Origin of the sequence: Vibrio sp. L85 (assembly GCF_963871815.1) — a bacterium.
GTDB lineage: Bacteria > Pseudomonadota > Gammaproteobacteria > Enterobacterales > Vibrionaceae > Vibrio > Vibrio harveyi.
Window position 1 is genome coordinate 61,239 of the sequence record NZ_CAWMYL010000176.1, and the last position, 12,554, is coordinate 73,792.

13 protein-coding genes are annotated in these 12,554 nt (G+C 43.9%); 4 read left to right on the plus strand and 9 right to left on the minus strand.

Translation table 11 applies throughout. The annotated features are described in order from the left end of the window. Positions 1 to 66: 66 nt before the first annotated feature. The 3 genes from AACR11_RS17685 to AACR11_RS17695 all read right to left on the minus strand — a co-directional run bounded on the left by AACR11_RS17685 (position 67) and on the right by AACR11_RS17695 (position 1,340). A complete protein-coding gene (locus AACR11_RS17685; protein ID WP_005453578.1) occupies positions 67 to 393 on the minus strand; it encodes a GIY-YIG nuclease family protein in 327 nt (108 codons plus the stop codon). After that, a complete protein-coding gene (locus AACR11_RS17690) occupies positions 390 to 1,043 on the minus strand; it encodes a YceH family protein (protein ID WP_005453575.1) in 654 nt (217 codons plus the stop codon). Before AACR11_RS17690 ends, AACR11_RS17685 begins: the two co-directional genes overlap by 4 nt. A 93-nt stretch (positions 1,044 to 1,136) precedes the next feature. Continuing rightward, positions 1,137 to 1,340, minus strand: a complete 204-nt coding sequence (locus AACR11_RS17695) for a hypothetical protein (RefSeq protein ID WP_009696233.1) — start codon at positions 1,338 to 1,340, stop codon at positions 1,137 to 1,139. 238 nt (positions 1,341 to 1,578) lie between these two features. Here AACR11_RS17695 and AACR11_RS17700 point away from each other — a divergent pair, with 238 nt between their 5' ends. Together AACR11_RS17700 and AACR11_RS17705 are read left to right on the plus strand one after the other, a co-directional pair. Continuing rightward, positions 1,579 to 1,893, plus strand: a complete 315-nt coding sequence (locus AACR11_RS17700) for a DUF496 family protein (protein WP_005453573.1) — start codon at positions 1,579 to 1,581, stop codon at positions 1,891 to 1,893. A gap of 123 nt (positions 1,894 to 2,016) precedes the next feature. Beyond that, positions 2,017 to 3,354: an MATE family efflux transporter gene (locus AACR11_RS17705; protein ID WP_029790049.1), complete on the plus strand. Its 1,338-nt coding sequence runs from the start codon at positions 2,017 to 2,019 to the stop codon at positions 3,352 to 3,354. Positions 3,355 to 3,495: 141 nt separating this feature from the next. Here AACR11_RS17705 and AACR11_RS17710 read toward each other — a convergent pair whose 3' ends face one another. After that, the gene (locus tag AACR11_RS17710) at positions 3,496 to 4,485 is read right to left on the minus strand and encodes a Gfo/Idh/MocA family protein (RefSeq protein ID WP_029790050.1); all 990 of its coding nucleotides are present in this window, start codon (positions 4,483 to 4,485) and stop codon (positions 3,496 to 3,498) included. Between the two features lie 59 nt (positions 4,486 to 4,544). Continuing rightward, entirely contained in the window at positions 4,545 to 7,181 is a 2,637-nt protein-coding gene (locus AACR11_RS17715) for a hybrid sensor histidine kinase/response regulator (RefSeq protein ID WP_029790051.1), read from the minus strand. Between the two features lie 631 nt (positions 7,182 to 7,812). On the opposite strand from AACR11_RS17715, the gene AACR11_RS17720 reads away from it, so the two are divergent. Together AACR11_RS17720 and AACR11_RS17725 are read left to right on the plus strand one after the other, a co-directional pair. Further along, positions 7,813 to 9,246, plus strand: a complete 1,434-nt coding sequence (locus AACR11_RS17720) for a glyceraldehyde-3-phosphate dehydrogenase (protein ID WP_005433296.1) — start codon at positions 7,813 to 7,815, stop codon at positions 9,244 to 9,246. Between the two features lie 435 nt (positions 9,247 to 9,681). After that, complete coding sequence (locus AACR11_RS17725) at positions 9,682 to 9,903, plus strand: hypothetical protein (RefSeq protein WP_029790052.1); 222 nt, start codon at positions 9,682 to 9,684, stop codon at positions 9,901 to 9,903. 158 nt (positions 9,904 to 10,061) lie between these two features. Here AACR11_RS17725 and AACR11_RS17730 read toward each other — a convergent pair whose 3' ends face one another. The 4 genes from AACR11_RS17730 to AACR11_RS17745 all read right to left on the minus strand — a co-directional run bounded on the left by AACR11_RS17730 (position 10,062) and on the right by AACR11_RS17745 (position 12,518). Further along, positions 10,062 to 10,676, minus strand: a complete 615-nt coding sequence (locus AACR11_RS17730; RefSeq protein WP_005433441.1) for a LysE family translocator — start codon at positions 10,674 to 10,676, stop codon at positions 10,062 to 10,064. A gap of 108 nt (positions 10,677 to 10,784) precedes the next feature. Next, positions 10,785 to 11,699 carry a LysR family transcriptional regulator gene (locus AACR11_RS17735; RefSeq protein WP_029790053.1) on the minus strand — a complete coding sequence of 305 codons (915 nt, stop codon included), beginning with the start codon at positions 11,697 to 11,699 and terminating at the stop codon, positions 10,785 to 10,787. Then, complete coding sequence (locus AACR11_RS17740; protein WP_009703354.1) at positions 11,689 to 12,066, minus strand: nuclear transport factor 2 family protein; 378 nt, start codon at positions 12,064 to 12,066, stop codon at positions 11,689 to 11,691. The genes AACR11_RS17735 and AACR11_RS17740 overlap by 11 nt, the downstream gene beginning before the upstream one ends. Further along, positions 12,063 to 12,518 (minus strand): Lrp/AsnC family transcriptional regulator, encoded by a 456-nt coding sequence (locus tag AACR11_RS17745; protein WP_017188717.1) that lies wholly within the window; start codon positions 12,516 to 12,518, stop codon positions 12,063 to 12,065. The genes AACR11_RS17740 and AACR11_RS17745 overlap by 4 nt, the downstream gene beginning before the upstream one ends. Between the last annotated feature and the right edge of the window lie 36 nt (positions 12,519 to 12,554).

The following is a 12,554-nucleotide window of genomic DNA, read 5'->3' on the forward strand; positions in this document are numbered from 1 at the left end:
TTTTTAGTTGATTAGAAGTTGTACAGCTCAATATTGGTCGAAAATATCACTTGCGAAAATCATTGATTAATTTGAACACTTCACTCGTGTTTGAAATGCAAGAGCATGTTTTTCATCGATGCAAATTTCAGCATCTTCGCTGACTAAGAGCTCTTTCTTAGCTTTAGTCAGTTGCTTGATAAAGTATTCCGCTTTCATCGCGACGCTTTTGCTTTCAAAAGAAGAGAACCATTCCAAGGTTAATGGTCCCTTCCCTTTCAGTGCTTTTGCACCTTTCCCGCTCTGATGCTGTTTGAAGCGTCGATCCACATCATTCGTTACACCACAATACAGCGCATTGCGGTTATTACGGATTAGATAGACGCTCCAATTTTGCTCGGCAGTCTCACTCATGAAAGCAGAGATTCAACCTGTTCTTTTAATGCGGTCAGCTCTGCACGAAGTTCTGCCACTTCTTGTTCTAACTGGCTAATGCGCTCAGAACCGGCTGATGATGGCGCCGCACTTGCCACAGCCAACTCACTGATGTCTACCTCACCACAAAATAGATGCATGTAACGTGATTCACGCTTGCCCGCCTCGCGAGGCAGTTTAACCACAAGAGGTCCTTTCTCTTCGCTTGCAAGGTGCTCAAGAACGTTTTCAACTTCCTTTACATCATTAAATGTTGCTAGGCGATTAGTGCGCGTGCGAATTTCGCCAGGGGTTTGAGCACCACGAAGCAGCATGCAACATACGATGCCTTTCTCTTGCTCGGTAAGTTGTAGGTCGCCAAACTCGGTATTACAGAATCGGTGTTGGTATTTGCTGACACGGCTATTGAAACCACTTTCATCACTGACAAGACGACGCTCGATGAGTGCATCAACCGCGTCTAGTACGTCTGCTTCAGACAATGACATGACAGGTTCGCGGTTGCTTTTTTGATTACATGCGTTCGTCAGCGCATTAAGGCTTAGGGGGTATTGGTCGGGGGTGGTGACTTCTTTTTCGATTAAGCAGCCAATTACTCGTGCTTCAATTGCCGTTAGCTCAACTTTCATAATGCATTTCCTTATTATTGTTGCATTTGAATTTGGGTATCAGGCTAAAGCATAGCGCATGGACCTGACACCCTTTGCGAATCGGGTTAGGTCTTAATGCTCTGATAGAATCGACACTTTGGTCATTTTTCCATTCTCGTCAATCATCATTATCTTCGAACGATTGAGTTCGACTTCAGTGATTTCGAGTTGCGTTCTAGCAGCCACATACGCTGCTTTGAGTTTGGTAGCCAAAGAATCGTCTTGGTTATCGACCTCTTGGCTTTCGACTTGCTCCGCAATAGTCCCAGAGTTCATTTCGAGCTTCATATTTTTGTATTGAATGAAGTTGATGATATAGCGAAGGCTCCACCATGACAACGAGTCCCTTCACTCAAGTGAGCAACATTCACGCTTTTAACACTCGATTGTTAATGCCACATCAGAATTGATGGATAAATGTCCAACCCAGCATGACGTTTGATCTAAAGACTGTTATGCCACGAGATGTTGTGCTTTAATCGAATCAGATATTCACAAATTAGGAAAGGGAACCATGAGTAGCGTATTTGAAATCGTGAACCAAGCTCGTCGTAAAAACAAACTAAAACGTGAGCTGCTTGATAACGAGAAAAAAGTTCGTGACAACCGTAAACGTGTAGACCTACTAGAAAACCTTCTAGACTACATCAAACCAGAAATGTCTCACGACGAAATCGTTGCAATCATCAAGAACATGAAAGCAGACTACGAAGACCGCGTTGACGATCACATCATCAAGAGTGCAGAAATTTCTAAAGCACGTCGTGACATCAGCCGTCGTATTCGCGAACTGACTGAAGAAGACAAACAAACTAGCGGCAAAAAATAAGCCCAAATAGTTGTAGAATTTAACCCCGAGCAGGGATAACTTGCTCGGGGTTTCTTTTTGTAACTTACAAAACCAGTGTGTACAATAACACCAATTCTTGTTCCCAAAACACCCAATTTCTCTATGTCTTCTACTTCTTCTAGCGTGCAACCAACGTTAGCAAAACAACTTTTCACTATGACCTGGCCAATGCTGTTTGGCGTATTGTCATTGATGAGCTTCCAACTTGTCGACAGTGCCTTCATTGGGCAACTGGGCGTTTTACCACTTGCGGCACAAGGCTTCACTTTACCATTACAAATGGTGGTTATTGGCATTCAAGTTGGTTTGGGTATTGCCACTACCGCAGTGATATCGAAAGCACTAGGAGCAAACGACACCCACTACGCAAAACAATTAGGTGGGTTAGTCCTAATGATTGGCTCTGTCGGCGTAGCTGTACTTGGTTTGATCATTTGGTTATTGCGTTACCCTATTCTCTCTTTATTAAGCGCACCAGAAACCGTCATGCCAATTATCGACAGCTACTGGCCATGGTGGTTGCTAAGCTCATGGACGGGTGCTGTGCTGTACTTCTATTACAGTATTTGTCGTTCTAACGGTAATACTATGCTGCCAGGCACCATGATGATGGTCACCAGTGTGGTGAACTTAGTGCTCGATCCACTATTCATTTTCACCTTTGATTTAGGCATCAACGGTGCCGCTATCGCTACGATAATCGCGTTCGGGTTTGGCATTTTGGTTGTGGCGCCTCGCGTACAAAAAAATCACTGGGCGACGTTCCAATGGCAAGAGCTGGATGTTGTGAAAAGCGTTCGCTCCATCGGTCACATTATGGGACCGGCAATGATCAGCCAATTATTACCACCACTCTCTTCTATGCTGGCGACGAAGCTATTGGCAGGCTTTGGTACCGCAGCGGTAGCATCATGGGCGTTAGGCTCTCGTTATGAGTTTTTTGCTATTGTTTCTGTACTTGCACTGACGATGTCAATGCCGCCGATGGTTGGTCGTCTACTAGGAGCGAAAAACTACACCGACATTCAGTCTCTCATCTCGATTGCGGTTAAGTTCATACTTGGTTTCCAATTGCTGATTGCTGTGATTACGTTTATCGCTGCAGACCCACTGGCATTATTGATGACCAGCGACGCGCAAGTCACCCATGTACTTGAAATGCACTTGATGATTGTACCTATCAGTTTGGGCTCGCTTGGTGTATGTATGTTGATGGTTTCGATCTGTAACGCCCTTGGTAAGTCCTACACGGCACTGACCATTTCGGCACTGCGCCTATTTTTGTTCTTCCTTCCGTGTTTGTGGATCGGCGCACAAATGGGTGGGATTCAAGGGCTACTTATTGGCGCGTGTTTGGGTAATATCTTAGCTGGTATCGCGGCTTACTTAACCTATAGAAAAACAATTCGTAAGCTCACAGAAGCTCATGCTGCCGCTTAAATAAGCAAGAAAAACGAAAGCCCTCGCATTGAGGGCTTTATGGTTTTTATACACTAGGGTCTGTTGATCTTTCGCGGTTAAATTTCACTCAGATGGGGACGCCTAGCCGAACCCTTGGGGCAGCGTTTGTAAAGAAAGACGTTAGCCTAGCGCCACTTTATCCGCTGGGAACACAACACCAGTCTGTCTTCTCACCTCAGTGAGCACTTTAGCAACGATAAGTGAGCGCTGCTTCATTTGTGGATCAATCGAGCCAACTTTGAGTTGCTTAGCAAATGCTTGCGCTTCGTAGAACATGTGGTTCTCTTCTTGAGGCAATGTTAGTACTTGTTTACTCTCACCTCGCAAAATGCGCTCAACACCACGTCCTGTGGCAATCATATCTACCAGCACACTGCCCTGTTCACCCTGGAATTCACTTGGGATTAGCGAATCGCTTACCTTGGAATGTAATAGGTTCACGTTAAAGCCGTCATACGCCAACGTCACACTGCCACAACCATCGACGCCAGAAGGCAAAATGTGAGCACTTGCTTCTATGCTGTGAGGCTCGCCAAACAACTCAATCGCGGAGCCAACACAGTAGTAACCGATGTCCATAATCGAACCGTTGGAAAATTCTGGATTAAATGTATTTGGATTCTCGCCATTTAAATATTTCTGATATCGAGAAGAGTACTGACAATAACTGATCGTGGCATGACGAAGAGGGGCGATCGCTGGTAGGCTGTCTTTTAGCACTTGAAAATTCGGCGTATATGGTGACATGAAAGCTTCGAACAACACGACGTTATTTTCTTCAGCGGTCTTAAACATCGCCTGAGCAAGAGGATAATTTGAAGCCATCGGCTTTTCGCAAATCACGTGCTTACCCGCTTTAAGCATTTGCATTGCCTGAGGCGCATGCAACGAATTTGGACTCGCTATGTAAACGGCATCGATATCGTTATCAGCCCCTAATGCTTCTAAGCTATCGTAATAAGATTGCGCATTATAAGGCTTGCCAAATTCGCACGCTTTCTCAACATCACGTGAATACACAGCTTGAAGACAAAATTCTTTGGTCTGGAGCGCAGCTTCAACAAATTGTTGAGAGATCCAGTTCGTCCCGATCACAGCAAGTTTGAACATGTTACTTCCTTTTCTTTATCGTTCTAGAAGCCGTAAGGAGTTCGGCTCGCAGACACGATTTAAGCAAGCTTTAGTTCATTAAACAACTCAAACAGTTGATTCGACTTGTAAGGTTTCGGTAAGTAAGCATCCATTCCCGCAGCAAAGCAGTTTTGAATATCTTCTTCGAGCACACTCGCTGTCAAAGCAATAATGGTGATCTTCCCACTTCCTACTTCTTTCTCCCAGCGGCGAATTTCTTTTGTTGCGGTCAAACCATCCATAACTGGCATCATGCAATCCATAAGAATTGCATCAAACTTCTCCCCCTTAGTGATGGCTTCTAATGCCTCTTGCCCATTGCTGGCAATCAGATAATCGTATCCCGCCTTATCTAAGAAAAAGCTGGCTATCTTTTGGTTCATCAAGTTATCTTCAGCAATCAAAATGCGACGATGTGTACGTGACTGGTTGATATTATGAACCACTGCCGAATGTGTGACATGGTAACTTTGAGTATTTTGTTCAATGTGTGCGAGTTCATCAATGGCATGCCTAAAGCGGTTACCTAAAAAAGGTAAAGTCAGCACAGAATGAATACGCTCAGAATTGGTGTAGGTAGAGATCAAATGATGTTGGCAAACAATGATTCGGCTAATATCAACCGTACGCGCTAACTCGTCTATTACAGAATCCAACGCCACTCTGCCATCATGACAATAAAAGATCACTTCCAGCCCCTTTGTAGAAGTCGGTAAATCCTTAATACTGCTTACCTCTGAAAGCTGAATACCAGCTAAACGACACTCTTTCATAATTTGATCGGCATACGCGTAGTTATCTCCAATGAGAATACCGTTACGAATGGTTTCTGAGCGCCAACCTACGGTCGGCAACACTTCCACTTCAATTGAGAACTCAAAACTGGTTCCCACTCCTTTTGAAGACGTCGCGGTTAACTTGCCGCCCATCATAGCCACCAGTTGACGACAAATGGCCAAGCCTAGTCCTGTCCCTCCAAACTGACGTGATATACCTTCGTCTTCTTGAGTAAAAGGCTCGAAGATGGAATCAAGCTTGTCCTTTTCTATACCTACACCGGTGTCAGATACTCGAAAAGTCAAAAATACGCTCTTTTGTGTGGTGGATTCTTGGTAGTCAACATCCACATTGATGCAGCCCTTCTCTGTGAACTTCACCGCGTTCGATACCAAGTTCATGACGATTTGCTTGATTCGATGGTCATCAACCTTGATGCGCGCGGGAATACGCTCATCTAAATTGATATTCAGTTCTAATTGCTTGGACGTGGCTTTGGACTGGAACAAAATCATCGATTGGTACACGACTTCGCGAATATCTGTTTCGATAAGAGAAAGCTGTAAATGACCTGATTCAATCTTAGATAGATCAAGGATGTCATTAAGTAACGTGAGCAAGGTATGCGACGAGGTATCAATATCGGTTAAAACTTCTTTTTGATGATCTGAAAGTTCGCTTTGTGACAGGATCTCTGTCATCCCGATAATCCCGTTCAAAGGGGTTCGAATTTCATGAGACATGCTTGCAAGAAAGACCGACTTTGCGCGGTTTGCCGAAATAGCAGATTCTTTGGTTTGCAAAATCTCTTCTGTTTGTCGGTTTTGCTCCTCCATCATTCGATTAACTTGTTGTGCAAAGATCGTGAACTCATCATTGCCATCAACCACCACCTTCTCCCCTTTTACATGTTCATGGATTAAGGTGTTAAGCGAATAAATAATCGAGTCCAATTTACTATGCACACGATACCAAGTACCAAAGCCTAACCAACATAACAGGATGATGATGACCATCACGCCCGAGGTCATTAGCGTAATGCTCTGCTTTTGCGAACTGACTTGGACCAACAATGCACTTTCAACCTGTTGCGTGAAACCCGCGGTAATGACTTGCAAACGTTGAACACGGTGGTCAAGATCTCGTAAATAAGTCACATAGTCAGATTGGGACATCTCTCCTGCCAATAAACGTCCTCGGGCTTCGATACTCGACAAATAACGAGGAGACGTATACAAACTAAGGAGCTTTTCTACCTGCTCATTTGATGCACCTAACTTTAAGAATCCTTCCAGACTCTGCTGTTGGCGCTCAATGGCTTGAAAGAACATATTTTGATTCGGTTGGCTATCAGGCTGTAGCACCAACCGATACGTCAACCAAGCTTCTTTTTGCGTCCAGTAAGAAAGTTGAGCAAGATAAGCGATGAAATCTTGCATCCAATGTGCTTCATCACTATCAAACAAGTGATTATGTTGAACCAGTGATTGAGACATTTCTTGCAACAGGCGAAACGACCAATCTCCGGCATCCACACTGTCTCTCAAGTCACCAGAGATCAAATCTAACATCGCTCGCTTAAGGTCATCAGAATACTCGGCAGTATAACTGTTCTGTATAAACTTCTCGTAGATAGAAAGCGCTCTATCACGTTGTACTTTCACTTCAATTGGTAAAGGCTGCTCTTCTCCATATCGATGACGCTCCTTCTCCATGTCATAGACAAAATGAGACGCTTCGGAAATCAGTTTCAACCCTTGAATATTACTGACCGTTTGATTGAGTTGATCGACTCTTTGAGAGTTAACGACAAATTGGTGAACGGCAAACACAGAAATAACCACCGCGGGTAACAGTGCGAGTAGAGCTAAACGTAATTTTATAGAAAGTTTTATCATCCGTTTGCCCGTGTTAGGAAAAGGCTCTCGAATTAATACTAGACCACTTTCATAGATTGAATATGAACTTGTATGAAGTGTTTTATCGGCAACTTAATCGGTCTGAACTGCCCAAACGGCTAAAAACAACACTCATTACCCTTCTATACATTGAGGTCATAAGAAGGAAAAATGTGATTGCTTGCAAAATTTTGCTGCATCATTTTTAAACAGATTTAGTTAAACCAACTCATACCATGGGCGAACTTAAAGATACCGCCTAAAATGGCGAAAAACGTTTACCATTTAAGTGTTAAAGATTATCCATATCACATTATTTAAAAGGAAGTTCACCTTGTTACATATACTCACTTTGAGATGAACCTTTATTGTCGCGAAATAAGTTTTATAGATAGGAAAAGTCAATCCCTATAAAACACCGCTTTAGTCACATTAATAAGCCAAAAAATGAATCATACCCCACACTTTTAACTGGATTTATTTTTCCTAGCAGAATAAGACCTCCACCCGTACAATCCGCACACATAATTATTACAACCCAATTACAAAACACCCTCACTTCACGCTCTACCGTTGAGGTAACAGCAGAAAGTAAGGTCAGCCCCCAAAACGTGAAAGGTCCAAAACAACAATGAGTCCAGAGAAATATCTCCAAGACTGGCAAACTAGCCAAACGATTGCTGAATCTATTTCCCCTCTTATTGGTAAGTTATATCGTCAAAAAGGAATCGAAGTGGTTCTGTTTGGTAAAACACTTATCAACGCAACAACCATCGACATTCTCAAAACTCACCGTATTGCAAGACGTTACACCGGAAGCCCTCTTTCTCTTGAACAAACCATGCCAATCATCCAAGCGCTGTGCGAAATGAGCATCTCGTCTTGTCGTGTTGATGTTGGTCAGCTTGCTGGTATGTACTGGAAAGATCACGAAGATACTGCCGCACTTAGCGACTTTTTACACACAGCACTTCAAGGTGCTCGTGATGCCGACTCTTCTCTAGCAGCTCGTGACGTGGTTCTTTATGGCTTCGGTCGTATCGGCCGCCTATTGACTCGCCTGCTGATTGAAAAGAGTGGTCCGGGTTACCCGCTTCGTCTGCGTGCAATTGTTGTGCGGGGCGGAAAGAAAGGCGATCTAGAAAAACGTGCTAGCTTGCTACGTCGTGACTCTGTTCATGGACAATTCAACGGTAGTATCGTGATTGATGAAGAGCGTAAAGCACTGATCGTGAACGGTAACTACATTCAAATCATTTACGCTAACAGCCCAAGTGATGTGGACTACTCGGTTTATGGTATCAACAACGCACTTGTTGTTGATAACACGGGTGTTTGGCGTGATGCCGAAGGTCTAAGCCAACACGTAGCGTGTAACGGTGCAGAAAAAGTACTGCTTACTGCACCAGGTAAAGGCGACATCAAGAACGTCGTATTTGGTGTGAATGAATCTGTGATTCAAGAAGATGACACTATCATCTCCGCAGCGAGCTGTACGACTAACGCTATCACTCCGGTTCTTAAAGCCCTGAACGACAAGTACGGTGTGCTTTCTGGACACATTGAGACCGTTCACTCTTACACCAACGATCAAAACCTAATCGACAATTTCCACTCAGGCGATCGCCGTGGTCGTAGTGCTTCATTGAACATGGTTCTTACGTCAACAGGCGCAGCGAAAGCGGTAGCAAAAGCACTTCCAGAACTTGCAGGTAAGCTTACAGGCAACGCAATTCGTGTACCGACTCCGAACGTATCAATGGCTGTTGCAAACCTTAACTTGGGTGAAGATGTAGACCGTGATTCGCTGAACGAATACCTACGTGAAATGGCATTAAACTCTGAGCTTTCTGCGCAGATCGATTACACAGATTCGACAGAAATCGTATCAAGCGATCTAGTGGGCTCTCGCCACGCAGGTGTGGTCGACGGTCAAGCAACCATCGCTCAAGACAAGCGCTGTGTACTGTACATCTGGTACGACAACGAATTTGGTTACAGCTGTCAAGTTGTACACTGTATGGAACAAATGATGGGTGTTCGTTACCAAACATTCCCTCGATAAGGTGAACCTTGCTCCACAACGTTAACCACAATGTGTAACGAGCAACACCCCAGCATTTGTTTTAAATAATAAGCGCCTTGCGCATTACTAATATACTTCCCCGCTTATACGCCTGATGACCCTCAGGCGTTTTTTCGTTTTAAGACACTTTGACATTCCTCAGACAAATCGATGCGAAATTGAACGTTAGATACCCAAATGACCTCAATATTCAGAATTCAGAGCGTTGTTACTAGCGCTAGTTCAAAGATAAATCGCTTGCGTAAAAGTTCACTATTGCCGAGGGATTTATCAAAGAATTGGCGTTAGTAACACGCTCCCTAGGGCAAATTGTCTTGCTGAAACTAGAATTTTGAGGTTATTTGGGTATGTTCATGTTTCGTTCATATTCAAAATCGTAGTATGAACCCATAGATTGAAAGAGAGGTCATGATTATGAATCGAATTATCGTTACTGCATTGGCACTGATTACTGGCTTTTTTACTTTGGTATTTAGCCTAATCATGGCGATTCCATTGACCATCGCAGCCCTAATCACTGGTAAACGTATTGAAAAACGCGTAAAGCAAATGCAGCGAGAAATGCATGAAGAATATGAATTCAATACGGGTAAGTCCGACGCAATTGAAGGCGAGTTTGAAGAAGTTCGTCGCTAACGCTTCTGAAGGTTCCACACTCCCCCTATGTTCCTGAGCAACCTTCTTTGCTGACATCCTATCTCGTTAAGAGTTAGGATGTTTTTTTATTGGTCATCGACAAAAAAGGCTACCATTACGGTAGCCTTTTAACTTCATGAGCAGTGCATTCTACTTGGTTAAATCGTCACAACCACACGCACTGCCAGCAACATTAAAACGATGCCAGACAGTCGGTCAATCAATACTGCCTTTGAGCGAATACGGTCAACAACTCGTGAGTTAGACAATACCAATGTGATGAACGTATACCACAAACCATCAACAACAAATGGGGTCGCGACGATAATCATTTGGTTACTTAGGTCATTACCTAACGCAACAAATTGACTGAACAGTGCAATAAAGAACAGTGCAATTTTCGGACTTAGAATCGAAATCAGAAAACCCTCTCGCGCCGATTGCAAAACCGTCGTCTCTTCACCGGATTCTAACTTCGCCGCTACGCCCCCCTTTGAACGCAATGCATTGAAACCAAGATACGCCAAGTAAGCTGCACCAGCTAAACTAATAGTCTTAAATAACAATGGGCTTTGTTGAAGTACCACGGCCAAACCGATCAAGGTAATGAAAGCATAAATACCGATACCAAACGCGTGTGCCCATGCGGTAGCCAAACCATTCACACGACCACCAGCCAACGAGTGCTTAGCAACAATCGCTAAACTCGGTCCTGGCGACATCGCCCCTAGTAAACACACGGTAAAAAGTGATAGCCAAACTGTTAGTGTCATAAGAATCTCCCCTCTTTGACGCTAATCTATCAATGGAATAGGTATAATTAGAAATCAAAGTTTTTCATACTAGCCATGATTTGAAATCATAAGGCAACAATGCATTTATTATCGAATGGAATACTCTGAAATCTGCATGACCGAACGAATCTCTTCGCGCACCCATTTATGTGCAGGATCCGTATCGTATTTTGGATGCCACATTAACCAATACTGATGAATAGGCGTTTCGAAAGGTAGTGCTTTATGGGCTAAGTCCCAATGCTTTGCGAGATTGACCGCAATATGCTCTGGAACCACCATCAGATGTTCACTAGAAACTAGGCGATTGATAGCAGCAGAGAAGAAAGGCACTTTGAACGTGACATGACGTGTATGCCCTAGCTCTCTTAACGCTAAATCGGTGTAAGAATCTTTATCTCCACCGCCTGTTACTTTGATATGAGAGTAAGAAATTAAATCTTCAACGCTGATGCTATCTTGCTTTGCTAAAGGGTGAGAGGCTTTCATCAAACAGACTGATGAGTCTTCGCCAATCTTCACACTAGACACACTTTGAGGCTTCTCTGGATACATGGAAGACGCGATATGAATACCAGTCTCATGAAGCTTATCTAGAAAGTCTGGTTGCCACAATCGATACGCCATATCCAACCGAGGAGCAAAGCCACTCAAGTGCGAGGCAATGTCAGGGAGTACGTATTGTGCGACGTAGTCACTCGATGCCAATACTAGCTCCCCTTTCCAATCTGCGGGTTCAAAAGGCTTGTCATCGAGAAGATGATCGAACTCAGCCAATAAGTCGTCCAACTTCTCTTTTAGAAGTAGTGCTCTTGGCGTTGGAATCAGTTGGTTCCCCTGCCGAACCAATAAGGGATCGCCGCACAACTCACGTAACTGTGCTAACTGACGGCTTACCGCCGATTGGGTGATATGCAAACGCTCGGCAGTTTTGCTCACATGGCACTCTTCAAGCAATACATGCAAAGAACGCAGCAGATTCAGATTGATGTTATTCAGCACGTTCTACCCATTTCGCGCGCCAATCTGCGGCGGCATACTCTTCTGGCCAGTATTCAACTTGTTTGCAAATCAACCCATCTCGCACGGTGTGAAAAGTAATCGCCCGATCGGAACGAACGCCATCGCTTACTATAACGTCAGTGACCACTTGCTCACCGTCACTTACGATACGCTCTATAGTAAAGGTCCACTCACCTTCTGCTGGATAAGCAGAGTTCAATTGGGCAAAATTCTTTCTGCCACGAATCACTTCTTTCGTCAGTGGCCAAACTACTTCACAATCAGGCGCAAGGAGTTCCGCTGCTGCATAGAAGTCATTGCTTGCCATTACTTTCCAGAAGTTGAGGACGATGTCTTTCTCGGTCATTTTACGAATTTGCTCCCTGTCGTATTGAAAAACTCCGTTAACACGGTATGTGTCATCACGTTACGAAGCTCTGGATAGCTTTGGATATAATCTCGAATCTCGTTGAGGCGAGCGATATTCGGAACTTCGACAAACAGCATCATATCGGTTTCACCACTGATTGCATGGCACCATTTCACACCATCAATTTTGTACAGATCATTCGCGTAGTTATCACAGTGATGACTAGAGGCTGATGTATCAAACTTCAGCGCCATATACGCACAAATCGTCGACTCTTTGGATGTCGCAATATCGGCATGATAGCCAAGGATCACTTGGTCATTTTCAAGCTTTTTGATTCGAGCTGTCACAGCAGAACGTGACAAGCTAACTTGCTCTGAGATTTCAGTAATAGAGAGACGGGCATTCTGCCGTAATAGATCTATGATCTGATGATCAAATTTGTCCATAACATCACCAAGCTTTCCTTAATTTTTTCATTCTAC